13 protein-coding genes are annotated in these 17,766 nt (G+C 37.9%); 7 read left to right on the forward strand and 6 right to left on the reverse strand.

Going from position 1 to position 17,766, the window contains the following annotated elements; genetic code table 11:
- The first annotated feature begins 794 nt into the window (after positions 1–794).
- Complete coding sequence (locus ACSLUF_RS07175) at positions 795–2,261, forward strand: heparin lyase I family protein (protein ID WP_435625427.1); 1,467 nt, start codon at positions 795–797, stop codon at positions 2,259–2,261.
- Between the two features lie 226 nt (positions 2,262–2,487).
- Here ACSLUF_RS07175 and ACSLUF_RS07180 read toward each other — a convergent pair whose 3' ends face one another.
- Together ACSLUF_RS07180 and ACSLUF_RS07185 are read right to left on the reverse strand one after the other, a co-directional pair.
- Positions 2,488–3,507 (reverse strand): NAD-dependent epimerase, encoded by a 1,020-nt coding sequence (locus tag ACSLUF_RS07180; RefSeq protein WP_435625428.1) that lies wholly within the window; start codon positions 3,505–3,507, stop codon positions 2,488–2,490.
- Positions 3,504–4,901 carry a nucleotide sugar dehydrogenase gene (locus ACSLUF_RS07185; protein WP_435625429.1) on the reverse strand — a complete coding sequence of 466 codons (1,398 nt, stop codon included), beginning with the start codon at positions 4,899–4,901 and terminating at the stop codon, positions 3,504–3,506. Before ACSLUF_RS07185 ends, ACSLUF_RS07180 begins: the two co-directional genes overlap by 4 nt.
- Before the next feature lie 264 nt (positions 4,902–5,165).
- On the opposite strand from ACSLUF_RS07185, the gene ACSLUF_RS07190 reads away from it, so the two are divergent.
- From ACSLUF_RS07190 to ACSLUF_RS07205, 4 genes are read left to right on the forward strand one after another with little or no spacing between them, the layout of a single operon-like run.
- Positions 5,166–6,293, forward strand: coding sequence for a DegT/DnrJ/EryC1/StrS family aminotransferase (locus tag ACSLUF_RS07190; protein ID WP_435625430.1), 1,128 nt, complete (start codon positions 5,166–5,168; stop codon positions 6,291–6,293).
- Complete coding sequence (locus tag ACSLUF_RS07195; RefSeq protein ID WP_435625431.1) at positions 6,290–8,245, forward strand: polysaccharide biosynthesis protein; 1,956 nt, start codon at positions 6,290–6,292, stop codon at positions 8,243–8,245. The genes ACSLUF_RS07190 and ACSLUF_RS07195 overlap by 4 nt, the downstream gene beginning before the upstream one ends.
- 22 nt (positions 8,246–8,267) lie before the next feature.
- Complete coding sequence (locus ACSLUF_RS07200; RefSeq protein ID WP_435625432.1) at positions 8,268–9,044, forward strand: polysaccharide biosynthesis/export family protein; 777 nt, start codon at positions 8,268–8,270, stop codon at positions 9,042–9,044.
- Positions 9,045–9,057: 13 nt separating this feature from the next.
- Positions 9,058–11,454: a GumC family protein gene (locus tag ACSLUF_RS07205; RefSeq protein WP_435625433.1), complete on the forward strand. Its 2,397-nt coding sequence runs from the start codon at positions 9,058–9,060 to the stop codon at positions 11,452–11,454.
- 1 nt (position 11,455) lies between these two features.
- On the opposite strand, the gene ACSLUF_RS07210 is transcribed toward ACSLUF_RS07205, so the two are convergent.
- Both ACSLUF_RS07210 and mnmE read right to left on the reverse strand, forming a co-directional pair.
- Positions 11,456–12,196 carry a tyrosine-protein phosphatase gene (locus ACSLUF_RS07210; protein ID WP_435625434.1) on the reverse strand — a complete coding sequence of 247 codons (741 nt, stop codon included), beginning with the start codon at positions 12,194–12,196 and terminating at the stop codon, positions 11,456–11,458.
- A gap of 87 nt (positions 12,197–12,283) precedes the next feature.
- Positions 12,284–13,654, reverse strand: coding sequence for a tRNA uridine-5-carboxymethylaminomethyl(34) synthesis GTPase MnmE (gene mnmE, locus ACSLUF_RS07215; protein WP_435625435.1), 1,371 nt, complete (start codon positions 13,652–13,654; stop codon positions 12,284–12,286).
- A gap of 117 nt (positions 13,655–13,771) precedes the next feature.
- Here mnmE and ACSLUF_RS07220 point away from each other — a divergent pair, with 117 nt between their 5' ends.
- Positions 13,772–14,788 carry a glycosyltransferase family 2 protein gene (locus tag ACSLUF_RS07220; protein WP_435625436.1) on the forward strand — a complete coding sequence of 339 codons (1,017 nt, stop codon included), beginning with the start codon at positions 13,772–13,774 and terminating at the stop codon, positions 14,786–14,788.
- Positions 14,789–14,989: 201 nt separating this feature from the next.
- On the opposite strand, the gene ACSLUF_RS07225 is transcribed toward ACSLUF_RS07220, so the two are convergent.
- On the reverse strand, positions 14,990–15,877 hold the full coding sequence (locus tag ACSLUF_RS07225; RefSeq protein ID WP_435625437.1) for a hypothetical protein: 888 nt from the start codon (positions 15,875–15,877) through the stop codon (positions 14,990–14,992).
- 340 nt (positions 15,878–16,217) lie between these two features.
- Between ACSLUF_RS07225 and ACSLUF_RS07230 the strand changes: the two genes are divergently transcribed.
- Positions 16,218–16,577 carry a DUF4870 domain-containing protein gene (locus ACSLUF_RS07230; protein ID WP_435625438.1) on the forward strand — a complete coding sequence of 120 codons (360 nt, stop codon included), beginning with the start codon at positions 16,218–16,220 and terminating at the stop codon, positions 16,575–16,577.
- Positions 16,578–16,630: 53 nt separating this feature from the next.
- Here ACSLUF_RS07230 and dnaN read toward each other — a convergent pair whose 3' ends face one another.
- Complete coding sequence (dnaN, locus tag ACSLUF_RS07235; RefSeq protein WP_435625439.1) at positions 16,631–17,749, reverse strand: DNA polymerase III subunit beta; 1,119 nt, start codon at positions 17,747–17,749, stop codon at positions 16,631–16,633.
- Positions 17,750–17,766 lie beyond the last annotated feature (17 nt).

Here is a 17,766-nt window from a genome sequence, read left to right on the forward strand (position 1 = left end):
TCTTTTTCTTAGTGCAACCTGAGCATAAATATTTTTAATTAAGAAAGAAACACCAATAAATTTCTGGGGCATAGGAGTAACTAAAAAAGCCGAGGCCAGCATCTACCAACTAAAGAACAAGCTCTTGATTGAGAACTCTTACCACTGAAGTCCAAAGAACTTCGTGACCAATTTCTTATTGGCTTTGATAGGCCATAGTTTTAAAGAAACAAAATCATCGCTAACAGGAACTTTGTCGATACAAAGCAACTCTATTTTGCAACTAGTTATATCGACTCATATTATTTTAATAAAAGTACTTTGAAACCCGAGTACCTTTTAAAACAATAAGGAAGATAGATTAATCCTTGCAAATCTTCTATCATAGCAGTTGGACAAAAACAACAATTTACTTAGAGAATCCATTCTAAGAAGTATTGGACTTCCCAATAGCAATTAAGCCATCGAAAGACTTAAATATTACCTTCCGCAAGTTCTTCTATGATGTTTGACATAGAATACCTATACGAACTTAGATTGTTTTTGACCTTCATTGGTTAGGACAGATATCTCCATTTGTCCAGTCTATACTAGGTTGGCTCTTCCTAGAAATCTAAACTATTTGTTAAAGAATAGTGTAGTTCATCGAATAAAAAAATCGGTGAGATCCAAAAGAATAGTTCGTTACGTAAAAGATTGAGCGTCAAATAGGTATTTCATCGAAAAACTGAACCCATTTGTCGATGATTATTGAATTATAAATATTTTTATAAAACCCAATTTTGAAAATCGTAGAACTCAATTTACTTAACATTATGAAATATTACACCCCAAGTTATTTAGTATTGTTATATCTTATTTTTAGCATTTTATTCCTTACTTCTTGTAGTAAGGATACGGATTTATTGAGCGATTTAGTCCTGCTAGATCCTGAACCCGACCCTATAGAGAATCCCGATACTAACGGTACTGACGGAAATGAAGAAGAGGATGATGAGACAACAGAACCACCTACCAATGGGGATGTTGCCAATTTATTACTAAATGGAACTTTTCAAAATTCCGATGAGTGGGAATTAATAAACGGTAGTACTGCATCAGGAGGTACGTTAACAATGGTAGCTAATGGTAGTATTGGTTCTGATTTTCCCAACTGGTCAGCTCAATATCCTAATATATCACCACAGTCTCTTTACCAAACAAGACGTTATAGGTTAACGTTTACTGCTAGACAAGTTTCCGGTAATGATGTTTTACAGGTTGGTCAAAGGTTTGTGCGTGTTTTTGAAGAACAAATTACAAGCGACTTCAATACGTACAGCTTTGAATTTAATGGTGATGGAAATCCGGCTGGTAATGACCTAGTTTTTGGAGGTAGAGGCGTTGGAGACGTTTTTGAAATCCAAAATGCAATTCTAGAGGATGTAGGAGCGAGAGTTTTAGAAGGTGACGAACGACAATCGGATGAGCAGCCACCTCAAATAACTTTTTATACAGATTTTGAGACGGATCAATGGGGAGATAATGGTGTTCCTGAACCAGCAGGGAATTTTTGGGAAGTAGACCATGGATTACCCAGAACTACAGATCATCCCGATTCACCGCTAAAGGCTGGGCGTAATGGTACTGGAAGGGCCTTATGGCTAGGAGCTTATAACGGTGACCCTACCCGTAATGAAGTAGGGAAAGATAACGCCTTAAGCTTTACAGAGCACTGGGTAGGAGTTTCTATTTATGTTGAAAACGAATTAGATAGATCTCGGATAATGATTCAAAATAGGTTGATAGCCAACGGCAGTAGTAAAACGGTAAACACCATTTCATTAAGACAAGGAGACCCTGGAGAACTTTATTTCAGCATACCTACTGATGTCAATTCCGTTGATACGCGCCCTACAAATGGAGCCGGTTCTAACACTGAGTCCGTATTTTTCAATTACAATCCAGGAGAGTGGATTGATATCGTCTTGCACTATAAAGGGGCGTTTGGGGCAAATTACCAAGGTCCAGATACTTCGGAACTTGCAAGAAATTTAGGTTTTGATCCCAGAAGCGATGGTTTTATAGAAATCTGGGTAAACGGCGAAAAGTTAGTTGACCATGTGGGAACTACAGCGTATAGGTACGCAAGAGAAGGGCAAGAAATATCCGGGATAATTACCCCAAAAATAGGTCCTTATTGGTCAGGTTCGAATTCACCAAGAGGAGATGTTTATTACGATAATTACAGATTGTGGGTAGGCCCTGACGGAACCTATCAAGACGTTGATCCAAGTAATTAAGAAGGTACTTAAGAGTGCAAGCCCATTGGGATTGTGTCCTAACATAAAATTAGCCAAAGTGCTCTTCGCTTTTTGGCAAAACAGAAAAATCCTGACGGAACTGTCAGGATTTTTTTGTTCATTATTTTATGATTATCAAGACACTATCCCGATAAGTGTGTGCATGTAAAATAACAAGGGCATCTTTCTTGGTTCAAAATTGACCGATACCTTCACTAAGTATCAACTAGGAATAGTACTCTTTATACCAATCTATGAAATGTGATATACCTTCCTTTACAGGAGTGTTTGGCCTGTAGCCATAGTCTGCAATTAGGTCATTCACATCAGCCCAAGTTCTAACAACGTCACCGGGTTGCATGGGTAGCATATCTTTTTTTGCCTCAACCCCTAGACATTCTTCTATGGATTGAATAAAATCCATGAGTTTGACTGATTGGTTATTTCCAATGTTGTAAAGTTTATAGGGAATGTCTGCTTTCTGGTCTTCTGTATCCGTTTCAATGATTTTTGTAACTCCCGCCACAATATCATCTATATAAGTGAAATCACGCTCAAGTTGACCATTGTTAAAAACTTTGATGGGCTTATCATTTAAAATGGCGTCGGTAAACAAAAACATGGCCATATCCGGTCTTCCCCATGGACCATATACCGTAAAAAAGCGAATCCCCGTGGTACGCAGTTTAAACAAATGGCTATAGGTATGAGCCATTAGTTCATTACTTTTCTTGGTGGCGGCGTAAAGACTTATGGGGTTATCTACCCGATCTTTTGTTTCAAAAGGTACCTTTTCGTTGGCTCCATATACGCTTGAGCTGCTAGCATATACCAAATGCTTAACATTATTGTGGCGACAAGACTCCAATATATTCAAGAACCCAACTAAATTACTGTCAATATAAGCCTCAGGATTTTCCAGACTATAACGCACACCTGCTTGTGCTGCTAGATTACAAACAATTTCAAACGATTCAGTTTTGAACAGTTCGGGAAGATTTTCACGATCTTCCAATGCCATTCTCACAAAACTAAAATTGCTATGCGTTGCACTTTTTACATGTAAATTTTCATTTCTTGCCTCCTCTTCAGCGATGCCAAGTTCTTTAAGTCTGTCAAATTTCAGTTTGGTGTCGTAATAATCATTTATATTATCCAGGCCTACTACCTCATGTTTTTTTTCCAAAAGGCTTTTGCAGACATGGAAACCGATAAAACCGGCTGCCCCGGTCACCAAAATTTTCATGATTCCCCTATTTTGTAGTATTTAAATCCAATATCTTCCATTTTTTGGGTTTCTAGAAGACGTCGGCCGTCAAAAAGGAAAGCAGGTTTTAGCATATTTTCAAAGACTTTTTCCCAGTCCAAAGCCTTAAACTCGTCCCATTCCGTCATTATCGCCACGGCGTGGGCTTTTTCTGTGGCTTCAATGGGGTCATTGACAACTTTCAGCAGTTCCCTGTTCACGTTTGGATCTCGGCTTCCTAGGTATTCAAGATCGGCATATATCCGTTCTTCCGATACTTTCGGGTCATACACTACAATCTCGGCTTTTTCCTCCAATAGTGCATCAGCAACATAAATGGCTGCAGATTCCCGGGTATCATTGGTGTCCTTTTTAAAGGCCCAACCGTACATAACGATTTTTTTCCCGGATACGGTGTTGTAAAGGGTTGTTATTATATTTTCCGCAAAACGTCGCTTTTGATAATCGTTCATGATGATTACCTGTTCCCAATAATCTGCTACTTCAGACAATCCATAACTTCGGGCAATGTACACCAGATTGAGAATATCTTTTTGAAAACATGACCCACCAAAGCCTACAGAAGCCTGTAAAAACTTTGGGCCTATTCTACTATCAAAACCTATGGCCTTTGATACTTCTTGAACATTGGCATCGGTCATTTCGCAAAGGGCAGAAATAGAGTTGATGGAAGAGACTCGTTGGGCCAAGAATGCGTTGGCCACCAATTTTGATAATTCAGAAGACCATACGTTGGTCTGTAATATCTTCTCCTTTGGAATCCAATTTTCATAGACAAGGCTTAAGGCATCTTTAGCTGCTTTGCCTGTCGGTGTATCATCGCCACCTATTAAGACCCTGTCAGCATGAAGCAAATCATCAATTGCAGTACCTTCAGCTAAAAATTCAGGATTGGAAAGAACCTCAAAATGTACTCCTTTGCCCGTATTGTCCAATATGCTTTTTATGGCTTGGGCTGTTCTAACCGGCAAGGTAGATTTTTCAACTACAATTTTGTCGTCTTTCGCTACCTCGGCAATATTTCTCGCGCACAACTCAATAAATTTTAAGTCTGCGGCTTGACCTTTTCCTTTGCCATATGTTTTTGTTGGGGTATTGACAGAAATAAAAATCATCTGGGCCTTATCAATGGCCTTGTCAACTTCCGTGGAGAAAAAAAGATTTTTATTTCTGTTCTCTCCGACAATTTCCTTTAGTCCAGGTTCATATATAGGAAGCTTATCAAGGTTTTCATCGTTCCAGTCATCAATACGCTTTTGATTGATATCAACTACCGTAACGTTGATTTCAGGACATTGATTTGCAATAACTGCCATGGTCGGCCCCCCCACATATCCTGCTCCAACGCAGCAAATTTCCGTGATTTTTTTCATGAAGTAATTTTGTTCATTGCGGGTGCAAAGATTAGTAAATAACTCTACATTAAACAAAATATTGTCGATAAATGAATCTTTAAGGCGACAAGATGTTTAGCTGTCCAATATGCCATTTCAACTTAATTTGTTTCGGTTACAAAAAGCCCCTTTAACCGATATTTTTTGGTATTAATCGAATTATGCTAAATTTTTGTCTTGGGCCCAAAAACTATAGCTAATTTGCTTGAGTTTTGTAATTGAATCTTACTGAAATTTAACCTCGTGGAAACACTAACTAAGATTTGGCTTTCCTCTCCCCATATGGGAAGCAACGAACAAAGATTCGTAGAAGAAGCTTTTAGAACCAATTGGATTGCTCCTCTGGGTCCTAATGTTTCTGGATTCGAGAAGGCAATTGAGGACTATTTAGGAAATGGTGTGCATGTGGCAGCGTTGAGCTCTGGTACAGCTGCCATACATCTTGGACTAAAGCTATTGGATGTTGGTCCAGGAGATGAGGTGTTGTGTCAAAGTTTTACCTTTTCGGCCTCCGCCAACCCAATTACCTATTTAGGCGCGCAACCCATTTTCATTGACAGCGAATTGGAAACTTGGAATATGTCACCTGAGCTTTTGGAAATGGCCATACTCCAGCGTTTGGAAGAGGGTCGTAAACCCAAGGCAATACTCGCTGTCCATTTATATGGAATGCCTTATAAAGTTGATGAAATTCATGCGATAGGCGAAAAATACGATATTCCAATTTTGGAAGATAGTGCTGAGGCCTTAGGGAGTACTTGGGGTGGGCAATACTGCGGTACTTTTGGCGATATCGCCATACTTTCCTTCAATGGCAATAAAATCATTACGACCTCTGGAGGGGGTGCTCTGGTATCCAAGGATATAAACAAAAAGGAAAAAGCCGTTTTTTTGGCAACTCAGGCCAGGGATAATGCACCACATTATCAACATTCTGAGATAGGGCACAATTATCGTATGAGCAATGTTCTGGCAGGAATTGGAAGGGGACAAATGGAGGTCTTGGAAGAAAGAGTAGAGGCCAGGAGAAGGAATTATAGTTATTACCATCAAGAGTTTAAGGACATAGCTGGCTTGTCTTTTCTTCCTGAGCCGGAAGGTATGTTTTCAAATAGATGGCTAAGCTGTGTTTTGTTTGATAGCTTTGCTGTAAGAGAAAAGGTTAGGATTGCCTTGTTGGAAGAAAACATAGAATCACGACCTTTATGGAAACCAATGCATTTGCAACCTGTATTTGAAAAGAATACTGCATTTGTTGATGGGACCTCGGAAGCATTGTTCGATAAAGGACTTTGTTTGCCAAGTGGTTCCAATTTAAGCCGGATAGATTTAGAGCGTACTGCCCAAACCCTTAAAAAAGCTATTCAATGATACAAAGTTACCTAACCAGTACTGTAGAAAGATATGCCTCTAAGTGGTTGGTCTTGGCTATTGATGTGATCATTATAGGTGTCGCTTTTGTTCTATCGTATTTTGTGAGATTTAATCTCACTTTTAACTTCGAGGTAGAAAACTTATTGATACAAGTACCTCTCGTTGCAACCGTAGCTCTTTTTTCTTTTTTAATTATCGGTTCATATAAGGGTGTGATCAGACATACGGGCATAAAGGATGTCTATAACATTTTCAATGCCATATGCCTTACGAGTATTCTTACCATTTTTATTGTTTTGGCTTATCGATCCTTTGCACCTGAAAGTGGTTTTACAATTCCATTGTCCATAATTATCATCAATAGCCTTATCGGTTTCGTTGGAATGGTTGGCTCCAGATACGTTTTTAAGGTACTTTACCTAAATGTATTAAATGAAAATCGCCCAAGTTCCACAAAGAATATTGTTATCTATGGTGCAGGTGAATCAGGTATACTTACCTATAATGCCATAATAAACCTATCCAAGAACAATGTTAAGGTCGTTGGATTTGTTGATAATGACAAAAAGAAAGTAGGTAAAATGATAAATGGCGTCAGGGTGTATTCTCCGGAAGTACTAACTGAAGCCTTCATTGTCAAGAGAGGTGTTTCTGAAATCATTTTCTGTATTCAAACCATTTCGAGCTCTAGGTTAAAGGAATTGGTGGAAGGATTGATGGATTTCCCTGTATTAGTTAAAATTATTCCTCCGGTTGAAGATTGGATAAATGGGGAATTAAAGGTTTCCCAGATTAAAAACATTCAAATTGAGGATTTGTTAAATCGGGCTCCCATTGACCTTGACAATTTGAACATTGAAAAAGAACTACGCAACAAAACTGTTTTGGTTACGGGCGGTGCGGGCTCAATAGGCAGTGAATTGGTCAGACAAATATGCAATTTCAAGTATAAGTCCTTAATTATCATTGACCAAGCGGAATCGGCGCTATACGATTTGCAACAAGAGCTAAAGCAAAAGGGATTTCACAATTTTATTCCCATTGTTGGTGATGTCAGGGATAAAAAAAGAATGGATAATCTATTTGAGAGGTACAAACCTAATATGGTTTTCCATGCAGCGGCATATAAGCATGTTCCGTTAATGGAACAAAATTCGTATGAAGCAATTAAAATTAATATTGCTGGGACAAAAAATATTGCTGATTTAGCATCTGAACATGAGGTTGATAAGTTTGTTTTGGTTTCAACCGATAAAGCAGTAAATCCTACAAATATTATGGGCGCCAGTAAGCGAATAGCTGAAATTTATGTGAGCTGTTTGCAGAAACGTAGTAATACCAGATATATCATAACACGATTTGGAAATGTGCTCGGTTCAAATGGTTCGGTTATTCCATTGTTTAGGAAACAAATCGAAAAAGGCGGCCCGCTTACGTTGACGCATAAGGACATTACCCGTTATTTCATGACTATTCCCGAAGCTTCTAAATTAGTTCTAGAGGCTGGTTCTATGGGCGTCGGTGGCGAGATTTTCATTTTTGACATGGGTGAGTCCGTCAAAATTTTCGATTTAGCCAAAAACATGATTAAGCTTTCGGGTTTGAGATATCCAGAGGATATTGATATTACCATTACTGGACTAAGGCCAGGAGAAAAATTATATGAGGAATTATTGGCAAATGGAGAAAATACCCTCCCTACATATCACAATAAAATTAAGATTAGTAAGACTCGGGAATTGGAATACGGAAAACTGAAATCTTTGATTGATGAGCTTTGTATAGCCAATATGTTTTTCGGTGAAAATACGGTAAAGTTGATGAAACATATCGTTCCAGAGTTTATATCAAACAACTCTGAATTTTGCCAATTGGATAAGAAAGAAAGTACTACTTTTGAAGCGGACCAAAAAGTCCAATCAGAACAACCCCACAACACATTAAATTAATACGTTTATACTTCCTTGATTTATGAAAAGAAATGATTCGAGATTATTCGTTAGGGCAATACTTGTAGGTATTTTGATTGTACTTTCTTCTTGTGCTTCCAGAAAGGATGTGGTCTATTTTCAGGATACTGGGAATTTTGAAACTTTGGTCAATGACAACAGTTTTGTTTCAAAGTTTAAGGTTGATGATTTGGTGTCCATTCATGTATCTTCTTTGAATCCAGAAGCTAGCGCCCCCTTTAATCTGTTTAGAGGTGCTTCTGAAGGGGGTTTCCGGGCAGAACAAGTAGATTATTTAGTGGATCAGGCAGGGGAAATCGATTTTCCGGTGATTGGAAAACTGAAAATTGAAGGACTTTCTCCAGACGAAGTACGCGTTCTTCTAAGGGAGCGATTATCAGTTTACCTGAAGGACCCCATTATAAATATTAGGTTACGCAATTTTACGGTGACTGTTTTGGGAGAAGTGGGGAGACCTGGTACTTACCCTGTGAATGGCGAACAAATAACAATTTTGGAAGCTTTGGGGCTTGCGGGTGATATTACGTTACGAGGTGTTCGAAACAATGTTTTGGTGATTCGAGATTTTAATGGCACCAAAGTGTACACCCGTATTAATTTGACCTCCAAAGATATTATAAAATCGCCTGTATACTATTTGACCCAAAATGATGTGGTCTATGTGGAACCTAACAAATCAGGTATCAAAGAAACTTCTCTTGATGCCAGGGCTACAATCTATGTTTCCATTGCGTCAGTGCTAATAACCTCTACAGTTTTGTTACTCACACGAAATTAAATTGTGTTTTAAAATGCAGAACGAAAAACAAACAACCCCCAATAATAACCCTGACGTAAGTACCCTGATCCAGCCCTATGTGAAGAATTGGAAATGGTTTGTGGTTTCAATCATTCTTGCCATAACTTTCGCGATTTTATATATAAGGTATACAGTACCTGAGTATGCCATCCATGCGAAGGTTAAAATATTGGAAGATCAGAATTCTACCTCAGAACTTGGTGCATTCACCGATTTAGGTGTTTTTGGGGGGACCGGGAATAATGTTCTTGATGAGATAGAAACCTTAAACTCTAGAACCAACCTTATCGAGGTGGTCAAAGAACTAGGATTGAACAAAAGGATAATAGCAATTGGAAACATCAAGAATACAGGGCTCTATGATAACCCGCCATTTAACATCAACTTTTTGGGCCCGGACTCTATTGTTCAAAAAACGGAATCTGCATTTTACATCAGATTGATTTCGGACACCAAATTTCAATTTGCCAATATTGAGAACAAAACGTTTAAAGAGTTTTCTTTTGGAAAACCCATACCTTCCTCCTTGGGCGATTTAATTATTACTCCTAATGGCTCATTAGATATGACATCTTACAGCGGGAGGGATTTTGAAGTCAAAATCAGTCCACTGGCAGCCAGGGCTGAATATTATCAAAGGAAAATATTGATAACAGTAACGGAGGAATTTTCCAATATAATTTCAATAACCTTAAATGACGCAATTAAGGAAAGAGGCAAGGATATCATTAATACTTTAATAGATAAGTATAATCAGAATGCTGTTGATGATAAAAAAGCAATTGCAGACCGTACCTCTAATTTTATCAATGACCGGATAGCCGATATTTATGGAAATTTGTCCACAGTAGACCAAAGTGCAGAAGACTTCAAGGCTGGTAGGGGAATAGCTGATATTGCCACCCAAACCAATGTAAACTTGAATATTGGAGCAGCCAATCAACAAGAATTACAGAACGCAACGGTTCAATTGGAAATTGCCTCATCTATGAAAGACCTTGTAGATAATCAAGATGGATATGAGTTGCTTCCAGCCAATGTTGGGTTGACCGATCAGACTATCGCCAGCACAACTGCACGATATAATGAACTGGCACTGGAGAGAAGAAGACTTCTGGAAAGTTCTAATGAGAAAAACCCGATTATTGTTAATCTAGACCAACAGTTGGATGGTTTGAAGCGAAGTATGAAATCAAGTTTAAACAGTGTTACCAATAACTTATCGCTTCAAGTCAATAGTCTAAGCAATCAATTGTCCAAGATCAATTCTCGAATCTTTTCTGCCCCTAAAAATGAGCGGGCACTACGTGATATTACGCGCCAACAACAAACAACGGAATCGCTATATCTTTATTTGTTACAGAAACGTGAGGAGTCTCAGATTACATTTGCTTCGGCATCACCTAAGTCAAAAGTTATCGATAGGGCTTATCTTTTGAGCAAGGCCCCGGTCTCTCCTAAGATGCCTGTTGTGCTTTTAGCTTCCGTTATTCTTGGCCTGTTGGTACCTTTTTCCGTAATATATGGCAAGGATATTTTGGACAATAAGATTCATAATAAGGTCAATTTAGAAAAGTTAACGGGCGATGTTCCAGTCTTGGCCGAGCTACCCAAAATTTCTAAAAAGGAAAACACTTTAATTAAGACCGATGAGCGAACCGTTTTGGCCGAATCCCTCAGAATATTGAGAACAAACTTGGATTTCATCCTAAAATCCAGGCGGAATTTCAACGAAAGCCGTGGAAAAACCATTTTTGTAACGTCCAGTGTGCCAGGAGAGGGTAAAACCCTGGTTTCCTTTAATCTCTCCATGATTTATGCCAATGCTGGGAAAAGGGTTCTTTTGGTGGGTGCCGATATTCGAAATCCGAAGATTTACGAATTTTATAAAGAGAATAATCTTGACAAATTGGTAAAATCCGCCATGAATAAGGGCAAGAAGGGACTAACAGATTTTTTGTCAAACAAAACTTTGGAACCAAAGGAAATCATTTCTCCCATACTGGAAAACAACGAGACTATCGATATAATTTTTGCAGGGACCATTCCACCTAATCCCACTGAATTATTGATGAGTGAAAGAACAGATGAATTATTTGAAGCGGTCAGAAAGAAATATGATTATATTATTGTTGATACCGCACCACTGATGGTGGTTTCCGACACTCTACTTATTAGCAAAAATGCAGATCAGACCCTTTATGTCACCAGAGCTGGGATTACAGAAACCAACGTGGTTGGGTTTCCCATCAAGCTACAAAAAGAAGGCAAGCTGAAAGGACTATCGTTTATTGTTAATGGGGTAAAACAATCCAACCTCGGATATGGGGGCAAATACGGCTATGGATACGGAAGAACTGTCAAGAAATGGTGGAAATTCAGTTCTTGATTCAATAAAACTTCAATATCGTATTTTCAATAATTGGCAATAACAAGTCTAGGGTCCTTTTTTGGATTTTAATTTCCTTGATTTCCTTGAGATGTTTCAAGTTATGCGCATCTGAAGAAACATATTCATAATACCCTTTTCCTAATAGATTGCGTGCCGTTTTTTGAATTTGTTCCCCATAATATCCAGATAAAGACAACATATTTAGCTGAAAATGAATTCCCCTTGATTTCAAACTTGGGTAAATTTGATTGTCTGAGTGGAAATACGCATACCTTTCCGGGTGCGCTAATATGGGGTAAATTGATTTTTGGGCGATTTTTTGAATTGCATCGTCAAAATATAATGAAGGCTGCAAGTACGACATTTCAATTAGCAAGAAGTTTTTCGCAATAGGAATTGTTTTGTCTTTATCCAATAGTACTTCGAAGTTTTCATCTATCATATACTCTGCAGAATAATCCAATTGTATATCCTCAATTTTTCTTGTGGACAGTTCCTGTTTTACTAAATCATATGCTGACTTGATGGTACTTGGAGTATTCGGGTAATAATGGCTCATTACATGAGGAGTACACACAAAATTCTTGATTCCAAATTCAGAAAAGCCAATGATTAAATCCATAGATTCCTTCACAGTTTTTGCTCCATCATCAATTCCAGGTAAAATATGATTGTGTATATCTACCAAACCATGTAAATGGTCAACTAAAAAAATCTTCTTTTCAAAAAAACTGAACATGATTAAAATTTGGACTACGAATATAGTAGGTATTCTTTGTATTCGCTAGGATAGGTTTGGCTACTGAGACCCGTACTAATTATGGTTCTATTTTCCGATGCAAAAGTTGGAAAAAATATTTCCTAGCAAATCGTCGGTAGTAACGCTTCCTGTTATCTCTCCCAAATGAAAGAGGGCCTGACGTATATCGATTGCCAGCAAATCTCCTGTAATCCCCACATCCATACCTTCTTTTACTTTTTGTATTTCCTCCAACGACTTTAACAAGGCATCATAATGTCTACTATTGCTCACAACAATATTATCCCCTTTTAGCGTGCCTGTTTCGACAGAGGTGTACAGTTTTTCTTTTAAGGCTTCTACACCTTCTCCAGTTTTTGCTGATATAAATATCACTTCAGGAATCTTGGATTTTAATTTCTCAATGGTTTCAATTTTCAGGGTATCGGTCTTATTGCAAATGGGTAAAAGAGGTTTATTTGGATATTTTGTTGTGATTTCTTGAAGGGTCGAATCATTTACGTTTTTTCCATCAAAAAGGTAAATAATCAATTTGGCCTTGTCAATCTTTGAGAAGGTTCTTTCAATTCCTATTCGTTCCACGGTATCCTGAGTATCGCGAATTCCAGCGGTATCAATAAACCGGAAGTTAATTCCTTTTATGCCGATTTGGTCTTCTATAGCATCCCGGGTAGTACCGGCAACATCACTTACAATGGCCTTTTCCTCATTTAAAAAGGCATTCAGTAGGGTAGACTTTCCAACATTGGGTTCTCCCACTATGGCCACAGGGACTCCATGTTTCATTACATTTCCTATGGAAAATGAATCGATGAGCTTTTTAAGTACCTCACTTATCTTTGATAGAAGCGTGTTGAATTGATCTCTATTGGCAAATTCAACATCCTCTTGCGAAAAATCCAATTCCAATTCTATCAAAGAAGCAAAGTTCAGAAGCTCCTGTCGTAATTCTTCTATCTCATTTCTAAATCCACCTCGCATTTGATTTAAAGCGATCTCGTGGGCGGAAGCACTATCACTGGCTATTAAATCCGCAACCGCTTCCGCTTGGCTTAAGTCCATTTTGCCATTTAAAAACGCCCTTAGGGTAAACTCACCGGCAGTGGCCATTCTACAGCCCTTTCTCAAAAAAAGTTCTAGAATCTGTTTTTGAATGTAAGGGGAGCCATGACAGGAAATTTCAACTACATTTTCTCCTGTGTAAGAATTGGGAGCTTTGAAAACGGATACCAAGACTTGGTCTAAAACTTTGTCATCATTGGTGATATAACCTAAATGAATGGTATGGCTTTTTTCATGTATTAATTGCTTGTCTACAATTGATTTAAATTGTGAATCCACTATTTTTAAGGACTCATTTCCTGAAATTCGAATAACCGCTATTGCACCAACCCCAGGGGGTGTAGCCAAAGCAATTATGTTATCTTCTATAATCATGGGTGCAAAATTACGAATAGAAAAAATGTAATAATGCAGGATTTGTTCGTTAATCAATTATAGATTACGTTCAAACCGAAAAATGTATTTCTTCAGTTTCAAAATCATTTCTTGTTTATGGACTTGAGTGTTTTAATTTCTGTTTATAACGGTGAAAACTATGTTAAGGACTGCCTGACTGGAGTTTTAAATCAGAATTTAAATCCTGACCGCTATGAAATCATCTTAATTGATGATGGCTCCACCGATTCTTCTTATGATTTGGCTTTGGAATTTTCTAAGAAGCATAGTCAAATAAAGGTATATTCCCAATCCAACATGGGGCTGTTCAATACAAGGAATAAACTTTTAAGTTTAGCCAAAGGCAAGTATATCTATAATTTAGATGTGGACGACGCTCTAGTGGAAAATCGATTGGACCAAATCCTGAATTTTGGACTTAGTGAAAATCTGGACTTGGTAGGATTTAAGTCTAGGGAGAGTGATAATATAACCTCAAAAGACTTAATACGTAATGAAAAGGAGAAGTATGAGCTGTTTGAAAATGGAGCGTCTTTTATCTGCTCTTACCCAAAGCATAGGGTAGAAGTTTGGTGGTATATCGTCAAAAGAAGTTTTTTGCTAGAAAAGGAATTACGCTTTGAAGACAATCAAAACAATGCCGATGTCCGATTTACATATCAGGTGTTGTTGGGCTCAGGTAAAATGGCCTATTTTGATTGGTTATGCCATTATTATTATCAGTCCCCGGATTCTATAATGAGGTCAAACGACTTTGATAAAAATTTTAAGTTGGTTAATACAATGCATGCTATGGTTCTTTCCAATTCGTATTTATTGGATGAGTATGTTGGTACAAATAGTGGGTCGAAAGCACTTCCAATTATTAAACAGAGGATAAATCAGTTTGCTTATGTTAATCTGGTTAAAATGATAAATTTTGGCTTAAGCTTTACATTTATAAAGCAGAAGTTGAAGGAGCTCAAAGGCGTGAATATATATCCCTTTAACATGGAAAGTTTTTCAAAGCGAAACAAAAAGGTGAGGATACTTGCCTTTTTGATAAACTTTAATTGGGTAATTTGGCTAGGGACCATGACCTTTCAGTTTAAGAGATTGCATTGGACAAAGTGATTTGTTAACTAGATTTCACTTTCCAGTGGAATTGGTTAGTCTAAAAAGTCTTTGCAGCCGTATGCCTAGCATATTTAATCCTCTGTAAGCACTGACAGCGAATAATACAATATATTAAAAAAGGCCAGAATTATATCTGGCCTTTGTTGTTGAGGTAAATCCTGAAGTTTTACCCTTATTTCTATATTGTGAAGAAGTTAATTAGTGATATCCTCTACAGCATCTAAGTCTAAAGTCGAAATCCATAACCCATAATCTCTCTCCTGAATGCTTGTCTGTAATCCAACCCCAGTTGCTAAATCCGTTATCCCCGATATTTGAGTCGAATGCTGCACCGTTTGGACCTAGCTGTCCCCTTAAATTTTCACCACGTTGTTCGAGGCCAAAACATCCTTGTCCTAAACAATCGCTTCCTTTGGAGTAAAGCCAGCTACGCTCGTTATCAATTTCATAATAGAGCAACTCTTCCTCATTAGCCGCCTGTGAGGCACAACCTGGTTCAAGCTTAAACTCTCCACCGTTGGCACTAAATTCTTCATAGGTTTGTTTGTCCCTCAACCATACGTTGACATAAACCTTACATTTTCCATCATTCATCTTGGTAATACCTCTTATGAGCGCAGTACCGTTGCTGAAAGTAGCAAAAATCATTCGGTGATATCTGGTAGAAGAAAAATATGCTGTAGTGTTGAAAAAGTCCGTATCATTTTCTGGCCACCACATATTGGAAGTGGGTTGTCTATCTTCAAAAGGGCATCTGTCTGCATCTTTTACTAGACATAAGGATGTTATTCTTGGTCTACGCTTTCCCTTCCCACTTTCAAGACCTTCATCTGAATTTCTTAAATCCACTGCTTGTAGGTCAATGTTACCGATTTGTTCCAAATCCAAATCACTTAACTCGCTAAGAAATTGACTTTGAATTCCCTCTAGTTGTTCAATGTCTACTTCTTGTTCATCTAGTGCAGATACATCACCAATACTTTCTTCAGGAGAATTGGCAGTACTTTCCATAGTCGAAACCTCTTCTGTCTCACAAGCAGCAAAGGTCATAATCAGTGCAAATGCTAAATAGTAAATTTTTTTCATATTCCAGTCGATTTTGTATTTAACAGTATTAACAAAACTCTAACATTTGTTCCTTCAAATAAAACAAATGGGACAAACAGTAAAAAAAATAGACTACCTACTGAAGATGATAGTGCTCTTTATCTTAAATGGTATATTTTCTTACATAATTCACTGATTTTCAGGATTTAAATTCAAAATCATCATAATGGGTGGTAATTGATTTGATTAGTATTTAATGATTGTATTAATGCTCCATTTCAAAAGCAAATAGCTCTTAGGATTTTGTTTTGAAGTTAAGGTGTAACATTTCTTTTGAAAGTAATACTAATCATATACATCATCAATATCAATCAAAAAAATGGAAGTAGTTAATCAAAATGTTTTAAGGAAGGATACCACTTTGTTATCCATTATGCATCTTACCCAGTTATTGTATTATGTAATTGGGTTTGGAGGGTTTATCGTACCGCTCATTATCTGGCTAAGCTCCAGAAAAAGTGTTGAGGGTATGAACGAACATGGTAAGGCGGCAGTCAATTTGCAATTAAGCTTATTGCTTTACATATTTATAAGTATCCCGGCCATTTTACTTTTAGGTTTGGGAATATTAGGCTTGATAGGTGTGGCCATCTTAGGTTTTGTACTTCCCATCGTTAACGCTGTGAAAGCTTCGAACGGGGAATCACCATCCAATTTTATGACGATACCTTTTCTCTAAATAGAAAAAGCCGAAGCATTAGCTTCGGCTTTTTCCCGTTTTATGGTTGGAGATTAGTTGTTCAACATAACTGGCATTACCAACATGGTAATATGTTCGCCTTCATCCAGTCCATCGGCGGGAGTCAAAATCCCTGCGCGATTCGGAAGACTCATCTCAAGAGTGACATCATCTGCAGAAAGATTTCCGAGCATTTCTACCAAAAACCTGGAATTGAAACCAATTTGCATATCGTCTCCCTGATACGAACAGGATAGGCGCTCATCAGCTTTGTTACTGTAGTCCACATCTTCTGCTGAGATATTCAATTCTGCACCTGCTATTTTCAAGCGGATTTGATGCGTGGTTTTATTGGAGTAAATGGATACTCTGCGAACAGAACCTAAAAATTGCCCTCTAGAAATGGAAAGGACATTGGGATTCTCCTTAGGAATAACCGCTTCGTAATTCGGATATTTTCCATCAATCAGCCTACATATGAGTTCCGTATTATCAAAAATGAATTTGGCATTACTATCATTGTATTCGATGGTTACTTCGGACTCTGAACCTGCTAGAATTCCCTTAAGGAGATTCAAGGGTTTTTTGGGCATAATGAATTCTGCCGTTTGACTGGCCTTGACATCGGTGCGTTGATACTTTACCAACTTATGGGCATCCGTGGCAACAAAAGTCAAATTTTCGGTTGAAAACTGAAAAAATACACCACTCATAACCGGCCTAAGGTCATCATTCCCAGCTGCAAAAATGGTTTTATTAATGGCCGTAGCTAGAATATCACCCATAAGCACCGTGGAACTTGGATTGGAAACTTCTATTGCTTTCGGAAATTCGGCACCATCGGCATAAGCTAAAGCGTATTTTCCGTGATTGGAACTGATTTCAACCGTATTATTATCCTCAACTACAAAAGTCAAGGGCTGTTCTGCAAATGTTTTTAGGGTATCCAGTAGAATTCTTGCAGGTACAGCAATGGCACCTTCGGAATCTGAATCGACATCTAGAACAGAACTCATAGTAGTCTCCAAATCCGATGCGGATACCGTCAACTTATTTTGCTTAAGGTCGAACAGGAAATTGTCCAAAATAGGTAAAGTGTTGCTATTATTGATAACACCACCTAATACCTGAAGATGTTTTAATAAATACGTGCTGGATACAATAAATTTCATTAAAGAAAGTCTTTTGG

Source organism: Flagellimonas sp., assembly GCF_965601775.1.
Lineage (GTDB): Bacteria > Bacteroidota > Bacteroidia > Flavobacteriales > Flavobacteriaceae > Flagellimonas.